The 22,544-nt window shown below is 28.4% G+C and carries 19 protein-coding genes and 2 pseudogenes; 16 read left to right on the forward strand and 5 right to left on the reverse strand.

Going from position 1 to position 22,544, the window contains the following annotated elements:
• On the forward strand, positions 1 to 1,014 hold a 1,014-nt coding region (locus BN899_RS04335; RefSeq protein WP_042273280.1), incomplete at its 5' end, for a glycosyl hydrolase family 65 protein.
• A 41-nt stretch (positions 1,015 to 1,055) separates the two neighbouring features.
• On the opposite strand, the gene BN899_RS04340 is transcribed toward BN899_RS04335, so the two are convergent.
• From BN899_RS04340 to BN899_RS04350, 3 genes are all read right to left on the reverse strand, one after another.
• Positions 1,056 to 1,373 (reverse strand): PTS lactose/cellobiose transporter subunit IIA, encoded by a 318-nt coding sequence (locus tag BN899_RS04340; protein WP_042273281.1) that lies wholly within the window; start codon positions 1,371 to 1,373, stop codon positions 1,056 to 1,058.
• Positions 1,374 to 1,390: 17 nt separating this feature from the next.
• The gene (locus BN899_RS04345; protein ID WP_147568491.1) at positions 1,391 to 1,696 is read right to left on the reverse strand and encodes a PTS sugar transporter subunit IIB; all 306 of its coding nucleotides are present in this window, start codon (positions 1,694 to 1,696) and stop codon (positions 1,391 to 1,393) included.
• Positions 1,697 to 1,905: 209 nt separating this feature from the next.
• Positions 1,906 to 2,607, reverse strand: a complete 702-nt coding sequence (locus BN899_RS04350; RefSeq protein WP_042273283.1) for a MurR/RpiR family transcriptional regulator — start codon at positions 2,605 to 2,607, stop codon at positions 1,906 to 1,908.
• A 67-nt stretch (positions 2,608 to 2,674) separates the two neighbouring features.
• On the opposite strand from BN899_RS04350, the gene BN899_RS04355 reads away from it, so the two are divergent.
• The 13 genes and pseudogenes from BN899_RS04355 to BN899_RS20935 form a co-directional block, all read left to right on the forward strand.
• Entirely contained in the window at positions 2,675 to 3,289 is a 615-nt protein-coding gene (locus tag BN899_RS04355) for a hypothetical protein (protein WP_042273285.1), read from the forward strand.
• Between the two features lie 42 nt (positions 3,290 to 3,331).
• Positions 3,332 to 4,648 (forward strand): PTS sugar transporter subunit IIC, encoded by a 1,317-nt coding sequence (locus BN899_RS04360; protein ID WP_042273286.1) that lies wholly within the window; start codon positions 3,332 to 3,334, stop codon positions 4,646 to 4,648.
• Positions 4,649 to 4,777: 129 nt separating this feature from the next.
• Positions 4,778 to 7,942 (forward strand): DEAD/DEAH box helicase, encoded by a 3,165-nt coding sequence (locus BN899_RS04365; protein ID WP_042273288.1) that lies wholly within the window; start codon positions 4,778 to 4,780, stop codon positions 7,940 to 7,942.
• Between the two features lie 276 nt (positions 7,943 to 8,218).
• Positions 8,219 to 9,982, forward strand: a complete 1,764-nt coding sequence (locus BN899_RS04370; protein ID WP_042273289.1) for a cache domain-containing sensor histidine kinase — start codon at positions 8,219 to 8,221, stop codon at positions 9,980 to 9,982.
• 12 nt (positions 9,983 to 9,994) lie between these two features.
• A complete protein-coding gene (locus BN899_RS04375; RefSeq protein WP_042273292.1) occupies positions 9,995 to 10,747 on the forward strand; it encodes a response regulator transcription factor in 753 nt (250 codons plus the stop codon).
• A gap of 194 nt (positions 10,748 to 10,941) precedes the next feature.
• On the forward strand, positions 10,942 to 12,033 hold the full coding sequence (locus tag BN899_RS04380) for a BMP family lipoprotein (protein WP_052356591.1): 1,092 nt from the start codon (positions 10,942 to 10,944) through the stop codon (positions 12,031 to 12,033).
• A gap of 30 nt (positions 12,034 to 12,063) precedes the next feature.
• The gene (locus BN899_RS04385; protein WP_042273294.1) at positions 12,064 to 13,263 is read left to right on the forward strand and encodes a phosphopentomutase; all 1,200 of its coding nucleotides are present in this window, start codon (positions 12,064 to 12,066) and stop codon (positions 13,261 to 13,263) included.
• 14 nt (positions 13,264 to 13,277) lie between these two features.
• Positions 13,278 to 14,099, forward strand: coding sequence for a purine-nucleoside phosphorylase (locus BN899_RS04390; protein ID WP_042273295.1), 822 nt, complete (start codon positions 13,278 to 13,280; stop codon positions 14,097 to 14,099).
• 29 nt (positions 14,100 to 14,128) lie between these two features.
• Positions 14,129 to 15,406, forward strand: a complete 1,278-nt coding sequence (locus BN899_RS04395) for a NupC/NupG family nucleoside CNT transporter (RefSeq protein WP_042273297.1) — start codon at positions 14,129 to 14,131, stop codon at positions 15,404 to 15,406.
• A gap of 132 nt (positions 15,407 to 15,538) precedes the next feature.
• Positions 15,539 to 16,366, forward strand: a complete 828-nt coding sequence (locus tag BN899_RS04400; RefSeq protein ID WP_042273298.1) for a transketolase — start codon at positions 15,539 to 15,541, stop codon at positions 16,364 to 16,366.
• Positions 16,363 to 17,295, forward strand: coding sequence for a transketolase family protein (locus BN899_RS04405; protein WP_334291361.1), 933 nt, complete (start codon positions 16,363 to 16,365; stop codon positions 17,293 to 17,295). The genes BN899_RS04400 and BN899_RS04405 overlap by 4 nt, the downstream gene beginning before the upstream one ends.
• A gap of 15 nt (positions 17,296 to 17,310) precedes the next feature.
• Positions 17,311 to 17,948, forward strand: a pseudogene (gene fsa, locus BN899_RS04410) (fructose-6-phosphate aldolase).
• Between the two features lie 237 nt (positions 17,949 to 18,185).
• A pseudogene (locus BN899_RS20935) lies at positions 18,186 to 18,768 on the forward strand (transposase); the annotation flags it as partial.
• A gap of 109 nt (positions 18,769 to 18,877) precedes the next feature.
• Here the strand turns inward: BN899_RS20935 and BN899_RS04420 are convergent.
• Together BN899_RS04420 and BN899_RS04425 are read right to left on the reverse strand one after the other, a co-directional pair.
• On the reverse strand, positions 18,878 to 19,573 hold the full coding sequence (locus BN899_RS04420) for an HAD family hydrolase (RefSeq protein WP_042273300.1): 696 nt from the start codon (positions 19,571 to 19,573) through the stop codon (positions 18,878 to 18,880).
• A 27-nt stretch (positions 19,574 to 19,600) separates the two neighbouring features.
• Positions 19,601 to 20,368: a DeoR/GlpR family DNA-binding transcription regulator gene (locus tag BN899_RS04425; protein WP_042273302.1), complete on the reverse strand. Its 768-nt coding sequence runs from the start codon at positions 20,366 to 20,368 to the stop codon at positions 19,601 to 19,603.
• Between the two features lie 392 nt (positions 20,369 to 20,760).
• On the opposite strand from BN899_RS04425, the gene lacG reads away from it, so the two are divergent.
• Together lacG and BN899_RS04435 are read left to right on the forward strand one after the other, a co-directional pair.
• On the forward strand, positions 20,761 to 22,173 hold the full coding sequence (gene lacG, locus BN899_RS04430) for a 6-phospho-beta-galactosidase (RefSeq protein WP_042273303.1): 1,413 nt from the start codon (positions 20,761 to 20,763) through the stop codon (positions 22,171 to 22,173).
• 36 nt (positions 22,174 to 22,209) lie between these two features.
• Positions 22,210 to 22,524 (forward strand): PTS lactose/cellobiose transporter subunit IIA, encoded by a 315-nt coding sequence (locus BN899_RS04435; RefSeq protein WP_042273304.1) that lies wholly within the window; start codon positions 22,210 to 22,212, stop codon positions 22,522 to 22,524.
• The last annotated feature ends 20 nt before the right edge of the window (positions 22,525 to 22,544 follow it).

Here is a 22,544-nt window from a genome sequence, read left to right on the forward strand (position 1 = left end):
GAACAGCACAAAATACACATAAATGCAGATATAATGTATTCAGTTAAGAAATATTATGAAGCAACTAATGATTTAGATTTTATGATAGATAAAGGCTTTGAAATGTTAGTTGAAACATCAAGATTTTACGTAGATTATGCTGACTTTATAGAAGGTAGAGGATATTGCATAAATGGAGTTACAGGACCTGATGAATATAGTGCTTTAGTTGATAACAACACATATACAAATATGATGGTAAGGTATCAAGTTAAGTTCTTAGTTGACTTTATAAATTCTTTAAAAGAAGAAAATGTATCTTTATACAATGAATTATTAAAGAAAAATAATATAACTAATGAAGAAATCAAATTATTTGATGATGTATGTGAAAATATGTATATCCACTATGATAAAGAAAGAGGGTTAATAGGACAAGATGATGGATTCTTAAATAAGAAAGTTTGGGACTTTGAAAATACTCCAAAAGATAATTATCCATTATTATTAAACTATCACCCAATGGTAATTTATAAACATCAAGTTATAAAACAAGCAGATTTAATACTTGCTATGCTTTTAATGCCAGAAAACTTTACAAAAGAAGAAAAGAAAGTAAACTTTGATTATTATGAAAAAGTAACTACTCATGATTCTTCATTATCTGAGTGTATTCATGGAATAATAGCTAATGAACTAGGATATGAAGATATGAGCTATAAGTTCTTTGAAAACACTGTAAAAACTGATTTATATGACCTGCACAATAACGTGAAAAATGGTGTCCATATAGCATCTATGGCAGGAAGCTGGCAGTGTATAGTATTTGGATTTGCTGGAATGAGACAGATTGATGGAGTACTACATTTTAATCCAAGGCTAGTTGATAAGTTTAAAAAGATAGAATTTAAGGTTAGTTTCAAGGGTAGAGTTATAAAAGTTAGTATAGAAAATTATAATGCAAGCTATAAGTTAATCAGTGGGGAAGGTATAGATATAGTTCATAAAGGAGAAGTTATTAACTTAAATAAATAAAAAATGGGGTGTCTAGATTTAGCTTAGACACCCTATTTTTATTATTTATTATCTATTCTTTCGTATAAATCTATTATTTCTTCAGCTAACATTTGAAAGTTCATAGTATTCATTAAGTGATCTTGTGCATGAATTAAAACAACGCTCATTTCAACTTTTTCACCACATGCTTCTTTTTGAATAAGAGAAGTTTGGCATCTGTGAGCTTTATTAACTTCTTCCTTTGATTCTTTTAATAATTCACGAGCTTTTTCTATTTCTCCAGCCTTAGCCTTACTTATTGCATCAAAAGCTATTGATTTTGCATTTCCAGCAAATGAAATTATCTCAAATGATAATTCAAATATTTTTTCATCCATAAATAAACCTCCTTAAATTACTTGCAAAGTTCTATTGCACGACCAAGTACAGCTTTACCATTACATGTTCCATAGTGCATCATATTTATTACCTCAACAGGTATATTATGAGGTTTAGCTATTTCAGTTGCTTTATTTAACATAAATCTTACTTGAGGTCCTAATAAAACCACATCACAATCAGTTATTTCATTAGCTAAGTTAGCTTCAGATATAGCCCATATTTTTGCTTCTATATTTTGTTCTTTAGCAGCTGCATCCATTTTAGTTACTAATAAGCTAGTAGACATTCCGGCAGAGCATGCTAATAGTATTTTTATCATAATAAAATCCTCCTGAAAACACGAATTATATATTTATTTTTGTTAAAGATATAATATAACAAATATTTATTTAAAACAACAAAAAAGTAGCTATAAATGACAATAAAAAACATGTTTTCAAAATGAAAAACATGTTTTTTAAAGTGGGAAAACTATTTAGATTTTTATAAAAAATTATTATAATCAGTATAACCATAAACGAACAAACTTTATAGGTTATTTATGAAACATTCGAAGATAAGCATTAATTCAGAGAAAAAGGTATTAGGAGGATTTTTAAGAGTAAAAAAGTCATTTCTACCTTCTATAATAATTGGGAGTGTTGAAAGTTTGGCAATTCTAGAATTTGAGTTTCCAACAAAGCTTATTACTTCTATATTATTTACTCTTGCTTTTTCGATTACATCAATAAGGCTTTGAGTATCTCCAGAATTGGAGATAACAACTAGTAAAACATCATTTTGATGTTCTTTGGACAAAAGTTCAAGATGAGCATTTGCGATACTTCTAAAGCCACTAACAGCAAAACGTTCGTTTATATAATTAGCTATAGTCTGAGATATACCAACACTAAGCAACATAATTAATTTATTTTTAGATTTATTTAAAATAGAGCTAAATGCATCTAAATTATCTTCAATTTGTTTATTTGTACTTGCGTATATATCAAGACTAGAATCATTTAAAGTTTCTTTTGAAGAGTAAGAAAGATTATAAATCATATCTGAGTAACCTTCAAAACTTAACTTTTTACACAACTTATATACAGTAGTTGTAGATGTGTAGTTATCTTTAGCAACTTTTCTAATACCAATTTTTTTAACGTCATTTATATTTTTATATAAGTAAATTAAAATATTTTTCTCGATTTGATTTAATTGGTACTTGTTGCTTAAATATTCAAAGTCCATATATATCACCTCAAAAGGTATTATATATGAAAAAAATACAAAGGTAAATATAAGGGAGGACACTAAAGTGGAAAAAAAATTCATTCAAGATCCATGGGCAAGAATAAAAACTCGTAATGGATTATCAGGAGATGAGGTTATATCATCACTTCAAAAATGTATAAGAAGAGGATTAGTTGAAGAAGCTTGTCAATTTGCTTATGAAATGTATATAACATCACCTCAAATGGAAGAAAAGTTATGGAGACGATTAATAACTATAACTGTTGAAGATATAGGAATGGGAGATACTAACGCACCTATACTTATAAATACTTTAAATGAAATACGTAAAAACTATTCTTATGCAGATGGAGATAGACCAATATTTTTCATACACGCTATAAGATACTTATGTGCATGTGAAAAAGATAGATCAAGTGATTTATTAAAAAATATTATGATGAAGAGCTTTGCTATGGGATTTGTTCCAGAAATACCAGATTTTGCTCTTGATAAGCACACAGTTAGAGGAGCAGAAATGGGACGTGATTCATTCCACTTCTTAAATGAAGCAAGTAAAGTTATACCTCAAATGGAAATAGATAATGATTACAAAGAACGTTACGCAAAAATATTAGAAACATATAAACCAGAAGAAGCAGTAGAATCTGCATTTAAATACAATCCATGGCAAGAATAAGCTTTATATAAAAGAACTTTCATATAATAGGGAGATAAAAAAATGAATTCAAATACATTTTTAGAAAAATTAGATAAAACATTATCACCTATAGGTGCTAAGATTGGAGAGCAAAGACATCTAAAATCTATATCTACTGGTATGATGATGACTCTACCGTTAATAGTTATAGGTTCACTATTTTTAATAGTTGCTAACCCTCCAGTGAATCCAGAGTTAGTAGATCCAGTGACTTCAAACATATTTATAAAGCTTTTATTAGCTTGGAAAAACTTTGCAGTAGAAAATTACGCAGCACTTACTACGCCATATGATATGACTATGGGAATGGCAGGTCTTATGTCTGCATTTACTATAGCTTACTGCTTAGCTGGTGAATACAAAATGAATAGTGCTATGTCAGGTTTAATATCTACATCAGTATTTTTAATGATATGTGCACCATCAGTTGAAGGAAGTATACCTTTATCATTTTTGGGTGCAGATGGTTTATTTGTTGCAATTATAATAGGTTTACTTTCAGTTGAAATAACAAGATTTGTAGAAAACAAAGGATGGCAAGTAAAATTCCCAGATAGTGTTCCTCCAGCAGTGACATCATTTGTAAACTCAATGCTTCCTTTACTTATAAATATAATAATTTTGTACGGTATAAATATAATTGTAATAGCTACAATGGGAGTAAACATTCCTCAAGCTGTTATGAATATATTAAGCCCTGCATTATCAGTAGTAGATAATATATGGGGATTCTTAGCAATAATAACTTTTGGTAATATATTATGGATATTAGGAGTTAACGGAACTTCTATAATATTCCCAATAGTATTTACTTTAGGAATAACAAATACGGGCTTAAATGCTAATTTAATGGCAGCAGGTCAAGACCCAAATGTATATATGAACTTACAAATGTTCAGAGTTGCAATATTAGGTGGAGCAGGTAATACACTAGGACTTTGTTTATTAATGGCAAGAAGTAAGTCAGCGCACTTAAAATCATTAGGAAGACTTGCAACAGTTCCAGGAATATGTGGAATAAATGAACCGATAATATTTGGAACGCCTATAGTGTTTAATCCAATACTAGCGATTCCATTTATCATAACTCCAATAGTGAATGTTTCACTAATGTATTTTGCACAAGTGATGGGTATCATAACACCAGGTTATATGATAGATCCATCATTTACACCATTCTTTGTGCAAGCATACTTATCATCTATGGACTTTAAGAATGTAATATTTGTATTTGCATTAGTAGCTATAAGTATGTTAATATACTATCCATTCTTTAAAGTATATGAAAAAAATATGTTAAAGCAAGAAACAGGATCTGATAATCAGTCAGCAGCATAAAAATTTTAAGAAGGGATATCTCAAAAAAGCATTAAGGCTTTTTAGAGGTATCTCTTTTTGTTTATATTAATTGATGTATATAACTAAGACATATATAATAAAACTTAGGACTAAAAAGAAGGTGATAAAATGGACTTTAAAATAGTAAATGACATACTAAGAGAAAATACGGATAAATGGAGAATTGATAGAGGTAATAACTACTATAAAGATGGATATATAAATGAAGTAAATTATCAAAGAGAAAGTGAAGTATTAAGTATATATGGACAAGTAGAATCAGAACATCAAAATCGTACTTACACTAGCCATATAATAATGGATTTAGAAAATAAAGAGATAGTATCTGCAATGTGTGATTGTCAAGACTGTATGTCTAGAACAACATCAGAAAGCAGTGCAATATGTAAGCATATAGTAGCAATAACATTAGATACAATAAACTCACTAAAGTCGGATATAATAAGTAATCTTAAACAAAAAAGTAATAGTGTAAAAGATAAACATAAGATATCAAAAAACATGGAGTTTATAAATAGAGATTTACTAAATTACTTTAAAAGTAATCCAAAAGAAAAGGTAAATCTAGAGGTTAACTTAGAAGTTAATAAAGATGGGCTAATATTTGCTTATTTTAAGATAGGTATAGATAAGATGTATGTGATAAAAAGTCTTAGAGATTTTGCATATTGTAGGGCAGAAGGAAATGAAATTATTTATGGAATAGATTTTTTATATAATCCTTCTTATAATTATTTTTCTGATGAAGATGAAAAAATAGCACAATTTATAGAAGAATACGGTATGGGATTACCTAATTTATCCTCAGAAAATAGTAAATATATGAATATAAATTCAAGCTCAGTTAGAAGGGTTATGGAAATATTACAACATAAAGACTTTGAATTTAAATATAAAAATATGTACTACAACCCAAGAATAATAAAAGGTGAACTTCCTATAGATATAAATTTAGAAATGGAAAATAAAGAAATAATTCTTAAAAGTAATGAAAAACTACCAATCCCCTTATCACAAAAGGGCGATGTAGTTTTTTATGATGGTAATATACACTTACTAAATAGTGATAGTGGAATATATTATAAGAAACTATATAAGGTATTAAATGAATTTGAAGAAATAAGTTTTAGTAAAGATGAAGTAAGTGAAGTACTTACAAATATGGTTCCAAAACTTAATGATATAAGTAGTAATGTAGTAGTATCAAAGGAAATTGAAGCAAATATTTGTGAAGAACTAGTAGTTAAATATTACTTTGACTTAGAAGACTCAAATATAACTTGTGATGTTAAATTTGTTTATGAAGGCGAAAATGAAGGCAAATTTGTAATAAGAGATATAGAAAAAGAAGAAGAGGCGATATATAGGTTATATAGTTATTATTTTGAAAAAAGTAAAAATAAGTATGTATTTAAAGGAAATGATATTCAATTATATGATTTTTTAACTAAGGAAATAGATAGGCTTAAAAATATAGGTGAAGTATATTACTCGGATAAATTAAAAGAAAAGAAAGTTTATAATTCAAGTTCTATAAAAGTTGGACTTGGAGAAGAAGTAAATCATTATTTAGAATTTAAGTTTAAAATTGATGGCGTAAATGAAGCTGAATATAAATCTATAATAGATGCGTTTAAGGTTAATAAAAGATTTTATAAACTAAATAATGGAAGCTTTGTGAACTTAGAAGATAAAGAAACTAGGGAAATGTTTAAGCTTATGGAAAGCTTAGGATTTATTAATAGTATAAATGATATGAAAATACACACTAGTAAGGCTTTATTTATAGATAAATTAATAACTGAAGATAAGTTGCCATTTATAGAAGGTATGGAAAATGCTAAGGTAATTATAGATAAATTTAAAAATGTAAATAATTTAAAATATGAAGTACCAAGTAACTTAAATGCAAGCTTAAGAGACTATCAAAGAGAAGGATTTAGTTGGTTTGAAACTCTTGATAATTTAGGCTTTGGTGGAATACTTGCAGATGAAATGGGTCTAGGTAAGACATTGCAAACAATAACATTTTTATTATCTAAAAAAGGAAAGAAAAGTTTAGTAATAACTCCAACATCACTTATTCATAACTGGAAAAATGAAATTGATAAGTTTGCACCAAGTCTTAAGGTTGGTATAGCCCATGGGGTTAAAAAGGAAAGAGAAAAAGTAATAAAAAATATTGATGAATACGATATAATACTAACTACTTATGGATCTTTAAGAAATGATTTAGAAAAATATGAAGAAATAAACTTTGATTACTGTATTATAGATGAAGCTCAAAATATTAAAAATCCAACGTCTATAAGTACAGATGCAGTGAAATCAATAAATGCTAAAAATAGATTTGCACTTACAGGTACTCCAATAGAAAATAATTTACTTGAGCTTTGGTCAATTTTTGATTTTATAATGCCCGGATATTTATATGGACTTTCTAAATTTAATGCAATATTTATAAAAGACGAAGGTCAAATAAAAAATCTAAAAAGAATGATAAGACCATTTATATTAAGAAGAACTAAAAGCCAGGTTATAAAAGAATTACCAGACAAGATAGAAAGAAAGTATATAGTGGAATTAAGTAAAGAACAAAGAAAAATATATAGCGTATATGTAGATGATATAAAGAGAAAAATTAAAGAAAAAGAAGATATTAAAGATAAGATTACTATATTATCTTACTTAACTAAGCTAAGACAACTTTGCTTAGATCCGAGTGTGATAATAGAAGATTATAAAGGTAAAAGTGCTAAAACTGATGCTTGCCTAGAGATAATAAAAGAATATATAGAAATAGATAATAAGATATTAGTGTTCTCTCAGTTTACAAGTGTATTAAAAAATATTGGAGAGAAATTAGCTAAAAATAATATAAAATACTGCTACCTTGATGGACAAACTAAGGCAGTAGATAGAATAAAGCTTGTTGACGAATTTAATGAAAGTAAAGACAAAAAAGTATTTTTAATTTCATTAAAAGCAGGAGGAACAGGTCTGAACTTAACATCTGCAAATACTGTAATTCATTTTGACCCTTGGTGGAATCCTTCAGTTGAAAATCAAGCAACTGATAGGGCTCATAGATATGGTCAAAAGGAAGTTGTTGAAGTTATTAAACTTATAGCTAAAGGAACTATTGAGGAAAAAATTGTTATGCTACAAGAAAGTAAGAAGGCATTAATAGATGATATAATTGATGGGAACTTATCAGATGGAGGAGTTCTTAAAAATTTATCAGATGAGGATATTTATAATTTGTTTAAATAAATCTACTTCGTATTTTACGAACTGAGATTTCATTTATAAAATATGTAAAGTCTATATTGAGATATTTATTTAGATAGATATCTTGATATAGACTTTTTATTATAGTGATTAAAAAAATGCTATTGTTTTTATACTATCTTTATGAACAATTAAGGATATATTAAAAAAATAAGTTAATATTAGTGCTGAATGGCTAAAATATCGAATTTAATTGATAAAAAAATATAAATATATTAATATTATACAATGTACAATATATTTATATTTAAGTAGGAGTTGGTAAATATAAAATTAGAGAAAAAGAGTATAACATATAAATTATTTTTAGTTTTATTTGGACTTTCAGTATCTGTTTCCATGATTTTAGGAATATGGTTTATAAATGATACGAATAGAACTGTAGAAAAAGAAATGTACAATATGAGCAATCAAACTTTAAATCAAATAAGCAATAATATTTCTTTATTATTAGCTAATGTGGAAAGTATAGCAAAAAGAATTTCTATAGACAGTAAGTTAATCGAAATATTATCAATTCCAAAAGAAGATTTATTTAAATATGAATCTCAAAATAAAGAAATGGATTCTTATGCAGAGGGACTTTTAACAGATGAAGTTTGGAAATATGGAAATTTCAGTATGAAACCAGAATTATATGTTATAGGGGAGAATGGGTTAGTTTATGATACATATTCGAAAACAAAATATAATCTTAATGATATAAAGCAAAATAATTGGTACGAAAAGATTGTTAAAGCCGATGGCAAAACAATATTGATAAATACATATAAAGATGAAAATGCCATTGGACCATATAAATGTGTATTTAAGATGGGACGATTAATAAAAGATTTGATAACAGGAAAAACTTTAGGTGTGCTTATAATAGATATAAGTGAAACTATTTTATATGATAAATACTCAGAAGTACTAACAGAAGGAAGTTATATATATATTATAGATAAAGACGGAAGTATAATATCAACAAAAGATAAAAGATTAGTAGGAACTAACTACATTAATGGAATTAAAATAAAAAAATCTTTAATTTATGAAGATGAATATAGAGTTGAAAGAGATAAAGTTAAATATATGCAAGTTACCTCTAATTTAAATGAATATGGATGGGCTATAGTTGAAGAAATTCCATTAAGTGTTATAAGACAACCTATAGATGATTTAACTGAAAAGGCAATATTAGTTTTACTTTTAGTAAGTATAGCATCGACTATAGTATCTTATAGATTATCCGTAAGTATAACTAGACCAATATTAAATATAAAAAATAATATGAATGAAGTTATGGAAGGTAATTTGAAAATGCAAATTCAAGAGAATCGGTATGATGAAATAGGACAACTAGAAAAATCTTTTAATGGTATGGTTAGGTGGTTAGAAGAATCTATAGATGAAATTAAAAATAAAGAAGAACAAAAAAGAATTGCAGAATTAAGTTTCCTTCAGGCTCAAATAAACCCACATTTTTTATACAACACTTTAAGTGGTATAAGATTTTTGGTTTCAATGAATAAAATAGAAGAATCTGAAGAAATGCTTTATAGATTTACGAAATTACTTAGAAGCTTGTTACCTAAAGCAAGTGAGATGATAAGACTAGAAGAAGAAATTGAAAACATAAAAAATTATACTGAACTACAAAAAATGAGATATCCAGATTGCTTTGAAGTTATTTATGACATAGATTCAGATATAAATAATTTTAAAGTTCCATCGTTTATATTACAACCAATTGTAGAAAATGCAATTTTATATAGTATGGAAAAAGAAGATAATTTAGGTGAAATAAGCGTCTCTGGATATAGAAGTAAAGAAGGTATAAGAATAGTAATAGAAGATAATGGAATTGGAATGTCTAGAAACAAGTTAGAAAGCATTTTAAATAAAGAAGCAAGTATAAATAGAGTTGGGCTTATAAATGTCCAAGAAAGAGTTCAATTAAATTATGGACCAGAATATGGATTAGAAGTAGAAAGTGTAGAAGGAGAAGGAAGCAAAATAACATTTATATTACCAAATTAGAGGGGAGTTAATATGTTAGATATACTAGTAGTAGAAGACGAAGCACCAATCAGAGATTGGGTAGTATATACAATTTCAAATATATCAAATAACTTTAATGTTTTAAAAAGTGCATGTAATGGAAAAGAAGCTTATGAATTAGCTTTAGAGTTAAAACCAGATGTAATAATTAGTGATATAAAGATGCCGATAATGGATGGAATAGAATTAACAAAAAAAATAAAGGATGTAATGCCAGATATTACAGTAGTACTATTAACTAATTATGCGGAGTTTTCATATGCAAAACAAGCAATTAGCTGTGGTGTATATGAATATTTAATAAAATCAGAGATAAGACCAAAGGAGTTAAAAGAGTTATTAGATCGTATAGATAACAACATAAAAAATGATAAAGAAGAGGAAATATCAACAAATAAAAATAGTGATATTGAAAGTATTCAAAGTAAAAAGTACTCTAAAGCTATAGAAAAAGCTATAGAATATATTGAGTTAAATTATAAAGAACATATATCTTTAAGTATTATATCTAAATATGTTTATTTATCGCCAGAGTATTTTTCTCGTCTTTTTAAAGAAGAAGTTGGAGAAAATTTTATAACATATTTAACTTCATATAGAATGAAAAAAGCAGAATATCTTATAAAAAACACAGATATGAAAATTGCTCAAATTTCAAATGAGGTAGGATATTCAAATTCAGGATATTTTTCTAAATCATATAAAAAATATAAAGGTGTATCTCCAGATGAAGATAGATACTAAAATCAATATATTTCACAAATATCAAAATTTTGCATTATAGATAACTCTTTTAAGAAATATACATCAATATTATTGAGAGAGTTATCAATATAATCTATAGAAAGAAAACGTTTTATTTAATATAATTTTAGTAAAGTAGAAAGAAAAAATTTAAAAAAAGCTGCTTTGCTATGATTAAACATAGGGGGCACAATATGTTAAAGCATTACAAAAAAATAGCTATGATAATTTTAATAACAATAGTAGCTGTCTTTATAATAACAAGTTCTAGTAAATATAATAAAGAAATGTCAAATAATTTATTTACAAATGCTACAGTTGGAAATAAAAAAGTAGCTGTTATTTTTAGCACAGCAGGGTTAGGTGATAAGTCATTTAATGATTTATGCTATGATGGAGCATTAAAAGCTCAGGATGAATTAGGAGTTGAGTTTGATTATTCAGAACCTAAATCTGAAGATGATTATGAGAAAATTTGTAGAGAATATGCAAAAAGTCAAAATTATGAACTAATCATATCAATTGGGCTAGATCATGAGGAATCTGTTAGTAAAGTTTCCAAAGAATTTTTAAATCAGAAATTTTCAATAATAGACTCTAAAATAGAATTACCAAATGTAAGCTCTATATATACAAATTGGCCTGAACAAATATTTTTAAATGGTGTTATGGCAGGACTAATTACAAAATATGAAAATAAGAGTTTAGATAAAAGTAATTCATTAGGTGTAATATTAGGAAAAGATATGCAACATCTTAGAGAAGGTGCAATTGGATTTGAGGCAGGAGCTAAGTATGTAAACCCAGATATAGAGATAATAGTAGGTATTGTAGATGATTTTGATAATCCAGCAAAAGCAAAAGAAATGGCTCTTTCAATGTATAGTAAAGGTGTAAGTTATATACAACATATAGCTGGAGAGTCCGGACTTGGAGTTTTTGCAGCAGCTAAAGAAGCAGATAAGTATGCATTTGGAATAGATGATAATCAAAACTTATTTGAACCAAATCATATAGTATCTACAGCAACAAGGTATGCTAATGAAATTATATACAATGAAATTAAGTCTATTACAAATAATACTTGGCAAGATGGTGTACATCAATTTGGGATTAAGGAAGACGTTATAGGATATACAACAGAAGGTTCAAATGTTGATATATCACCAAAAATAATAGAAGTAGTAGAAGATATTAAAACTCAAATAATAGAAGATAAAATAAAAATACCTTCAAATGAAAAAGAGTTAGAAAAATGGACTAAAGAAAATATATTTAAAAATTAAAAAATATGAAGACATAATGGGAGTACTAAAATGAAAAAGTTTAATAGAGTATTTTTAACTGTATTAGACTCAGTAGGTATAGGTGCGCTAGAAGATGCAAATGAGTATGGTGACTTAGGAGCTAATACTCTTTGCAACATAGCTAAAGCAACAGGAGGGCTTAGCATTCCTAACCTACAACAAATGGGTCTAGGTAATATAGCTAATATAGAAGGTGTTAATCCAACAGATAGTCAAACTTCATATACGACTAAATGTAGAGAACTATCTAAAGGTAAAGATACAATAACAGGTCATTGGGAAATGGTTGGAATTCTTATAAAAGAACCTTTTAAAGTATTTACAGATACTGGTTTTCCAAAAGAACTTATAGATGAACTCGAAGAAAAAAGTGGTCATAAATTTATAGGAAATATTTCTGCATCAGGTACGGAAATAATAAAAAATTTAGGAGAAGAACATTTAAAAACTAAAAGCTTAATACTTTACACATCAGCAGACAGCGTTTTACAAATTGCTGCAAATGAAGAAATAATAGTGCTTGAAGAGCTATACAGAGTTTGTGAAGTAGCAAGAAAAATTACTTTAAAGGAAGAATACAAGGTAGCTAGAATAATAGCAAGACCGTTTGTTGGAACTAATAAAGACAACTTTACAAGAACTTCAAATAGAAAAGATTATGCTCTAAAACCACCAACTAAAACAATTTTAGATGCACTTTATGAAAATAATTTAGATGTAGTTGGAATTGGTAAGATAGGAGACATATACTCATATCAAGGAATAACAAAGAGTATAAAAACAAAGAGCAATGAAGATGGAATGAATAAAACTATAGAGATTGCAAGGAATGGATCTTATAAAGGTTTAATATTCTTAAACTTAGTAGATTTTGATGCATTATATGGACACAGAAGAGATAGTGAAGGATACAAGGGAGCATTAGAAAAATTTGATTCTCAATTGGGAAAACTTATCAAAGAACTTAAAGATGATGATCTTTTAATAATAACTGCAGATCATGGAAATGATCCTACATTTAAAGGGACTGACCATACTAGAGAATATGTTCCAGTATTGGTTTATAGCAAACAAATAAAAAAATATAACCAAATGCCTATCTTAGAAAGTATGGCAGATATAGGAATAACAATATTAGATAATTTTAATGACAATAATAAAGAGTATGATTTTGAAATAGGAAAATCATTTTTACAAAATATAAAATAATAGAGGTGAACGATATGAATAACTTATTTGAGAGAATAAATGAAAGTGTAGAGTATATAAAATCTAAAATAGATGTAGTACCAACAATAGGATTAATATTAGGATCGGGCTTAGGTGTTTTAGCAGATGAAATAGAAAATCCAGTAGAAATAAGCTATCATGATATACCAAACTTCCCAGTATCAACTGTAGAAGGTCATAAGGGGCAATTAGTTATAGGTAAATTACAAGGTAAAAATGTAGTAGCTATGCAAGGAAGATTTCACTATTATGAAGGATATGCAATGCAAGAAACAACATTCCCAGTGAGAGTTATGAAAGCTTTAGGAGTAGAAACTGTATTTGTAACAAATGCTGCAGGTGGTGTTAATAAAGACTATACACCAGGAGATTTAATGATAATAAAAGATCATATAAACTTTGGAGGATATAATCCATTAATAGGAAAAAATGATGATAGATTAGGTGTTAGATTCCCTGATATGTCAACAGCATACACTCCAGAGTATATAGAATTAACTAGAAAATGTGCAAAAAAATTAGGAATAGATGTAAAAGAAGGTGTTTATGCATTCTTTACAGGGCCAACATATGAAACGCCAGCGGAAGTAAAAATGGCAAGAATAATGGGATCAGATGCAGTAGGAATGTCTACAGTTCCAGAAGTTATAGTTGCATCACATAGTGGACTTAAAGTAGTAGGTATATCTTGTATAACTAATATGGCATCGGGAATACTAGAACAACCATTAAATCATGAAGAAGTTATAGAAACAACTCAAAGAGTAAAACAACAGTTTTTAAATTTAGTAAAGAAAATAGTTAGCGAAATATAATAGTTAATCTAAAAGCAGAGGGTGATAAGATGACAATAATATTAAACATATTAGGAATAATGGTATTATTAGGTGTATTATACCTAACATCATCTAATAAAAAAGATATTAATAAAAAAATGATATTGAAAGCAATTATAATTCAGTTTGTAATAGCATTTTTATTAGTAAAGTTTCCGTTAGGTCAAATGGCTTTAGAAAAGGTATCTGATGGTGTAACTAGTATTTTAAATTACGGAGCAGAAGGATTAACATTTATATTTGGTTCATTAGAAGATGCAGGTGCTCCAACAGGTTTTATATTTGGTATTCAGGTTTTAGGTAATATAATATTTATATCATCATTAGTAGCTGCATTATACTATCTTGGTGTTCTTGGAGCAATAGTTAAAGTAATTGGTGGAATAGTAGGTAAAACTCTTGGAACTAGCAATGTAGAAAGTTTTGTTGCTGTTGCAAACGTATTTTTAGGTCAAACAGAGTCTCCAATACTTGTATCTAAGTATTTAGGGCGTATGACTGAAAGTGAAATAATGTTAGTTTTAATATCAGGAATGGGTAGTATGTCTGCGACTGTACTTATGGGATATACGGCAATGGGTATACCTATGAAGAATCTTTTAATAGCCGGAGCGCTAGTTCCGTTAGGTAGTATAATAGTATCAAAAATGATACTTCCAGAAGTTGCTATTGATAGAGTTAGCTTAACTAACACTAAAGTAGAAAATGATGATGTAGATGTTATAGCACAAACGGAAGTTGCTTCAACAATGGCTATAGAGGAAGTAAGTATGGATAATAAAGGTGACAATGCAAATCTTATATCTGCAATATCTCAAGGAGCTAATGAAGGTCTTCAAATGGCTTTAGGCATAGGAGCATCGCTAATTGCAATAATATCTTTAGTAGCATTGGTTAATGGTATATTAGGAATAGTTGGATTATCTTTAGAACAAATTTTATCATATATATTCTCACCTATAGGATACTTGATGGGTCTTGGCAAGGAACATGCATTTACAGCAGGTCAATTACTTGGAAGTAAGTTAATATTAAATGAATTTGTTGCTTTTGGAGAATTAGGAAAGATATTAAATACATTAGATTATAGAACTGGTTTAATGTTATCAATATCTCTAGCAGGATTTGCAAATCTTGCTAGTATGGGTATATGTATATCAGGTATATCAGTATTCTGCCCAGAAAAAAGAGATATATTATCAAGATTAGCATTTAGAGGAATGATAGGTGGATTCTGTGTAAGTTTATTAAGTTCTTTAATAGTAGGTTTAATAATAGCTCTATAGTAGACATTTACTACAATTAATAATTTAATTGATAACTATTTTGCCCACATATTTATTAGTGCTAATAAATATGTGGGCAAATTTTTTAAAAATATATAAATAAAAAATCGAAGACTAAAAAGGAGAAACTATATGTACAATAACTTAAAAAATCATGCTATAAATATAAGAAAAAATATAGTAAATATGGTAACTGAATCAAAATCAGGCCATCCAGGGGGATCATTATCGGCAGTAGAGATACTTACATATTTATATTTTAAAGAAATGAACATAAATAAAGAAAATTTACATAGTAAAGAAAGAGATTATTTTGTGCTTAGTAAAGGACATGCAGCTCCGGTATTGTATGCAACATTAAGTGAAAAAGGATTTATACCTCAAGAAGACTTAATGACTTTAAGAAAATTAGGCTCTAAATTACAAGGACACCCAGATAGTAAAAAAATAAAAGCAGTAGATATAGCAACAGGTTCACTAGGACAAGGTATATCTAATGCAGTGGGACTTGCAATAGGAGCTAAAATAGATAATGCTAATTCTAGGGTATATGTATTATTAGGAGATGGAGAGTTACAAGAAGGACTAGTATGGGAAGCTTCTATGAGTGCAGCTCATTATAAATTAGACAATTTAGTAGCTTTCATAGATTATAATAAACTACAAATCGATGGAAATAATGAAGATGTAATGGGAATTAGACCATTAGATAAAAAGTTTGAAAGCTTTGGATGGAATGTTTTAGTTATAGATGGACATGACTTTAAAGAAATAGAATGTGCATTAAATAAAGCAAAGGAAACAAAAGGAAAGCCAACAGTAGTGGTAGCTAATACTATAAAAGGAAAAGGCGTTTCATTTATGGAAAATAATGCAGGATGGCATGGAACTGCACCAAATATAGAGCAAAGAGACACAGCAATAAATGAATTGGAAGAAATGAGAAAGGGGTGCTTATAATGGGATTAGCAACAAGAGAAGCGTATGGAAAGGCATTAGTTGAGTTAGGAGCAGAAAATAAGGATATAGTTGTATTAGACGCGGACCTTTCAAAATCTACTAAAACAGCAGATTTTGCAAAAGCGTATCCAGAAAGATTTATAAATGCAGGTATAGCAGAGCAAAATTTATTAGGTATGAGTGCAGGTTTAGCTAGGTATGGAAAAATACCTTTTGCAAGTACATTTGCAGTATTCGCATCAGGAAGAGCTTTTGAAATAATAAGAAACTCAGTATGTTACCCAAATGCTAATGTAAAAATAGCAGCAACTCATGCAGGAATAACAGTAGGAGAAGATGGTGGATCTCATCAATCAATAGAAGATATAGCAATAATGAACTCTCTTCCAAATATGAGTGTATTAGTTCCAGCTGATGCAAAAGAAACAAATGAAATAATAAAATATGCAGCAAAACATAATGGACCTGTTTATATAAGATTAGGAAGATTAAATAGTGAAGATATATTTGAAGATGACTATAAATTTGAATATGGTAAGGGAGTTTGCATAAAGGATGGTAAAGACTGTACCATAATAACTACAGGTCTTATGACATCTATGGCAAAACAAGCTTGTGAATTACTAAAAGAAGAAAATATAGATGTGAGACTTATACATATGCCTACTATAAAGCCTATAGATAGAGAAATAATAGAGAAGGCTTCAAAAGAAACTAATTTTATATTAACTTGTGAAGAGCATTCTGTTATAGGTGGATTAGGACAAATTGTAGCATCAGTTACATCAGAAACAGTATCTACAAAAGTAGTTAAATTAGGTGTTAATGATGTATTTGGAGAATCAGCAACTCCAAAAGAATTATTAGAAAAGCATGGATTAACTAGTGAAAATATAGTTAAGTTAATAAAAGAAAATTTAAATAAATAGGGGGAAATTAAGGATATGAAAATATTTATAGATACAGCAAATGTAAGCGAAATAGTGGAAGCTAATAGTTGGGGAATAATAGATGGAGTTACTACAAATCCTTCTCTTATAGCTAAAGAAGGAAGAGATTTACAAGAAGTTATAAATGAAATATGTTCTATAGTAGATGGGCCAATAAGTGCGGAGGTTATAAGTTTAGAAGCTGATAAAATGGTTGAAGAAGCTATGGAATTAGTTAAATTACATAAAAATATAGTTATAAAAATACCTATGTGTATAGAAGGATTAAAGGCAGTTAAGGTATTAACAGAAAAAATATAAAAACTAATGTAACTTTAATATTCTCATCTCAGCAAGCTCTATTAGCAGCAAAAGCTGGAGCTACATATGTGAGTCCTTTTGTAGGAAGAGTTGATGATATAGGAGCTAGAGGTGTTGAGTTAATAGCTGAAATAGCCAGCATATTTGAAGTTCATAATATGCAAACAGAAATAATAGCAGCAAGTATAAGAAATCCTATACATGTATCAGAATGTGCATTAGCAGGATCAGATATTGCTACAATACCATTTGGAGTATTAAAGCAAATGGCTAAGCATCCTCTTACTGATATAGGTATAGAGAAGTTTTTAGCTGATTATAACAAGAAATAATTATAAGACTACATTTAGTACTTCTAAATAAGTAGTTAATAAAATTATTGAGAGTTATAACTAGTAAAATATATTATGAAATGAAAATAGCTATATTTAGAATGAGGAGAAGCTGAGCCTCTATGAGATTTTACTAAATATAGCTAGGATATGTAAAATAAAGTGTGCATTCTTCCAAAAAGTGGTGATAATTAAGATATTAAATATCATTAACGAAAAGGAAAGTGCACACTTTTTATGCTAAATAAAAGTGAAATTTTAAGAAAATTGATTGAAGAATATGATGTACAAACAATAAGAGATGTGCAAGAAATGTTAAAAGATTTGTTTGCAGGCACAATTCAAGAAAGGTTAGAAGCGGAGTTTGAAGATCACCTAGGATATGAACGATATATATGTCTACTCGAGATATATCAAGTCATCTTAAAAGTATTTACGGATGAAATTCATTACAAAGTTAGAAGTGAGGGGCGAATTATCAATAAAGTTGCATATATTGCAATAGGTATTAACTTAGAAGGTGTAAAAGAAGTTTTAGGTACATGGATAGGTGAAAATGAAAGTTCAAAGTATTGGTTAAAAGTACTTACAGATATTAAAAATAGAGGTGGTAAGGATATTTTAATCGATTCAGTAGATGGATTAATTGGCTTCTCAGATGTTATTAAAGCAGTATTTCCTAACACCGAAGTTCAAAGATTTGTAGTTCATCAAATTAGATACTCTTAATTATGTTTCATATAAGCATAGAAAAGAATTTGCAAGAGATTTGAAATTAGTATATGCTGCAATAATGGAGGATGTTGCCTTAAATGACCTGGCTCCATTTAAATATCGAAGCCAAGCCATAGTTGACTAGTTTTATTATTTCCACTGTCCGCTTAACAGGGGTAAGTTTAAAATTATATACACTTTCAGTACCTTGTTTACTAACAAGATATATCTACATTTGATTCATTAAGCACTTTAAAAAATGTTGTAAAATCATTGATTATACCATTTTTACACATTTGGTTCTCAATAAATAAATCAGCATTTTTATTAAATGGATCTATTGCTATTACCTTTCCTATGCCAGCTTTTTTTGCAGCTAAAAGCCCTGAATATGCATCTTCAATAACTAAACAATCCTCAGGTTTTAACTTAAGCTTGTCTGCAGCTATTAGGAATATATCAGGCTCTGGTTTACCTGGAAAGCTTCCATTATCAAAAGTAACTTTATCCAAATCAAACCAATTTCCTAGATTAAATATTTCAAAGTAAAAATCTACATTTTCTTTAACTGTTGCAGTGGCAATGGTCATAGGAATTTCTCTATGTTTTAGTTCGTTTAAAACATTAGTTAAACCATTTGTTAGTTTAAGGTCTTTGGGATGTTTTAGACAAAGTTCACGATAATATGCTTCCTTCTCAAGAGATAGTTTTTTTATTTCATCAGGTGTCAGAGAACTTGATATAAAGTGATTTAATATTTCTTTGTTAGTTCTACCATGTAAATTAATTAAAATATCTTCATCTGTCATAGAGCCACTAGCATATTTATTTACCATGTAAATCCAAGCCTCTTCATGTAAATGTGAATCTTGAAACATTGTACCATTAAAATCAAAAATTATTCCCTTCATAATTATTCCCCTTTGTATTTTTAAATTTTAATTATGCCCATCTGCTACTATTATGTCTACATATTGTTCATAGTGCTGTTTTACTTCTTTACTGATTGTATAATCTGTTATTAGATAATCTATATCATGTAGGTCGTAAAATACATAAAAATCATCTTTATTTAATTTTTTGTTATCTGCAACTAAGTATTTTGTCCTCGAATTATTAAGTGCTATTCTTTGAGCCTCGCCTTCTTCCACATTATAAGTAGAAATATCTTCGTTATGAATGCCGTTTGAACTTATAAAGGCTTTTGTAAAGTTTAAGTTTTTTAAGGTAGAATTCGCAATAGGGCCTACAAGTGCACCTGTATTTTTTCTGAAATCACCACCTGTGAGTATTATATTAGCTGAATTAGATTGCTTTAATATATCGAAAACAGGATAGTTATTAGTGATTATTCGAATACGTTTATTTATTAGATGACGAGCTAATAATTCAATAGTAGTTCCAGGTCCAAGAAAGACTGTATCTCCATCGTGTATATTGGAAGCTGCAATTTTTGCAATTTGTTCTTTCTCATTCATCTGAAGCTTTAGTTTTTCAGAGTGTGAGAGTTCTTGGTCTATAGCATAAGAAATGCTTTGTGCTCCTCCATGTATTCTAATTATTTTACCTGCTTTATCTAATTCATCTAAATATCTTCTTACAGTCATGTCAGAAACGTTTATATCATTTATTATTTCGTTAACTGTCACTATACCTTGATTATTTATCTTGTTTAATATTTTAACTAATCGTTCTCTTTTTAACATAATTTATCACTCACTTTAAACATAATTTATAACTCACTTTAAGCATAATTTATCATACAAACAAAACTAAGTCAATATAAACAAACAAAAAATAACTAACAAAACAAACAAAAAACAAACAGCTAGATTTTGTTTTGCTTAAAATGATTGAAGTCAGTAATATAGCTAAAACTTGGCTTATAATACAAAGTTATAAAATGCGAGAAAACGCTTGACTAAATAAAATTGTAGAGTTAGAATTAAAACAAAAGATAACAAAAACAAAATATAATCAAACACAAAGAAACAGTGATGCTAAATTCTGGAGTTTAAAAATGCAGGGTTACTAAATCTTGAAGTTTTTTAAATACAGCGTTGTAAAATTCTTAAGTTATTAATTAAAAAATAGGGGGATAGACTTATGTTCAAAAAAATTACCTAATGACTTTATATTTGGTGGTGCTACAGCGGCTTATCAAGCTGAAGGCGCTACAAAAGAAGGTGGTAAAGGAGCTGTTGCGTGGGATGAATTTTTAGAAAAGCAAGGAAGATTTAGCCCAAATCCTGCAAGTGACTTTTATAATAAATTTGCAGATGACATAGAATTATGTGAAAAGTTCGGTGTCAATGGTATAAGGATATCTATAGCTTGGACTAGGATTTTTCCAACTGGAACTGGGGAAGTAAATAAAGAGGGAGTAGACTACTATCATAGAATTTTTGAAGAGTGTAAAAAGAGAAACGTAACTCCATTCGTAACTCTACATCACTTTGATACTCCGAAAACACTATTTGATAAAGGAGATTTTCTTAATAGAGATACTATAAGTGCTTTTGTAGATTACGCAGAATTTTGTTTTAAAGAGTTTAGTGAAGTAAGGTACTGGGCTACATTTAATGAAATTTATCCAGTAGCTACAAATCAATACTTGTTAGGGGTTTTTCCTCCATCTATAAAATTTGATTTTACTAAAATTATTCAATGCTTACATAATATGATGTTAGCTCATGCTATGACAGTTAATTTATTTAAGGATAATGAATATCCTGGAGAGATTGGGGTTGTCCATTCTTTAGAAACTAAATATCCAAATAGTGATTCGAAAGAAGATAAAAGAGCTTGTTTTCTAGAGGATGCTTTATCAATAAGATTCTTGTTAGATGCTACATACCTTGGATATTATTCCGATGAAACTATGGAAGCCATTGATTATATTTGCAAGAATAATAATGCAACTTATGAATTTAGAGATGAAGATTTTGAGGTTATGAAAAAAGCATCTAATAGAAATGATTATCTAGGAATAAACCACTATCAATGCCATTTTGTTAAAGCATATGATGGTGAAAGTATGATCTATCATAATGGAACAGGTGATAAAGGAAGTTCAGTATATAGAGTTAAAGGTATAGGAGAACGTGTATATAAGGAAGGTTTACCTAGAACTGATTGGGATTGGTTAATTTACCCTGAAGGTATGTATGATATACTTATGAGAATTAAAAATGATTATCCTAATTACAACAAAATTTATATAACTGAAAATGGTATGGGATATAAGGATGAATTTGATAATGGAATAATAATGGATAAACAGCGTATAGACTACATAAAAGTTTACTTAGAAGCAATCAGTGATGCAATAGCTGATGGAGTAGATGTAAAAGGATACTTCCTTTGGTCTTTAATGGATTTATTCTCATGGACAAATGGATATAACAAGCGTTATGGTCTATTCTATGTAGATTTTGAAACTCAAAAAAGATATCCAAAAGAATCTGCATATTGGTATAAGCGCGTTAGCGAAACTAAAACAATAATATAAAAACATTACATTGAATATTTACTAGGAGGAATTGATATGAATAGAGAAGAATTACAAATGCTTGGATTTGAGATAGTTGCTTATGCAGGGGATGCAAGAAGCTCATTAATGAAATTATTAAAAGAAGTTAGAAATGGTAACTTTGATAATGTTGAGGCACAGTTAAAAGATGCAGATGAAAATCTTTCATTAGCTCATAATGCACAAACTAAAATGCTAGCAGAAGAAGCTTCGGGAAAAAGCATGGATTTAAGTGTAATATTTATTCATGGCCAAGATCATTTAATGACAACTCTTTTATTAAGAGAGCTTGTTCAAGATTTTATTGAGCTTTATAAAAAAACAAAATAAAAAAGAATCTAATAGGGGGA

Source organism: Faecalimicrobium dakarense, assembly GCF_000499525.1.
Lineage (GTDB): Bacteria > Bacillota > Clostridia > Peptostreptococcales > Peptostreptococcaceae > Faecalimicrobium > Faecalimicrobium dakarense.

Excerpts from the sequence above, each read along its gene's own strand:
- BN899_RS04420 (WP_042273300.1), bottom strand. The coding sequence starts at position 19,573 with ATGAAGGGAATAATTTTTGATTTTAATGGTACAATGTTTCAAGATTCA.
- BN899_RS04425 (WP_042273302.1), bottom strand. The coding sequence starts at position 20,368 with ATGTTAAAAAGAGAACGATTAGTTAAAATATTAAACAAGATAAATAAT.
- BN899_RS04400 (WP_042273298.1), top strand. The coding sequence starts at position 15,539 with ATGTACAATAACTTAAAAAATCATGCTATAAATATAAGAAAAAATATA.
- BN899_RS04345 (WP_147568491.1), bottom strand. The coding sequence starts at position 1,696 with ATGATAAAAATACTATTAGCATGCTCTGCCGGAATGTCTACTAGCTTA.
- BN899_RS04385 (WP_042273294.1), top strand. The coding sequence starts at position 12,064 with ATGAAAAAGTTTAATAGAGTATTTTTAACTGTATTAGACTCAGTAGGT.
- BN899_RS04380 (WP_052356591.1), top strand. The coding sequence starts at position 10,942 with ATGTTAAAGCATTACAAAAAAATAGCTATGATAATTTTAATAACAATA.
- BN899_RS04390 (WP_042273295.1), top strand. The coding sequence starts at position 13,278 with ATGAATAACTTATTTGAGAGAATAAATGAAAGTGTAGAGTATATAAAA.
- BN899_RS04340 (WP_042273281.1), bottom strand. The coding sequence starts at position 1,373 with ATGGATGAAAAAATATTTGAATTATCATTTGAGATAATTTCATTTGCT.
- BN899_RS04395 (WP_042273297.1), top strand. The coding sequence starts at position 14,129 with ATGACAATAATATTAAACATATTAGGAATAATGGTATTATTAGGTGTA.
- BN899_RS04375 (WP_042273292.1), top strand. The coding sequence starts at position 9,995 with ATGTTAGATATACTAGTAGTAGAAGACGAAGCACCAATCAGAGATTGG.
- BN899_RS04360 (WP_042273286.1), top strand. The coding sequence starts at position 3,332 with ATGAATTCAAATACATTTTTAGAAAAATTAGATAAAACATTATCACCT.
- BN899_RS04365 (WP_042273288.1), top strand. The coding sequence starts at position 4,778 with ATGGACTTTAAAATAGTAAATGACATACTAAGAGAAAATACGGATAAA.
- BN899_RS04350 (WP_042273283.1), bottom strand. The coding sequence starts at position 2,607 with ATGGACTTTGAATATTTAAGCAACAAGTACCAATTAAATCAAATCGAG.
- BN899_RS04435 (WP_042273304.1), top strand. The coding sequence starts at position 22,210 with ATGAATAGAGAAGAATTACAAATGCTTGGATTTGAGATAGTTGCTTAT.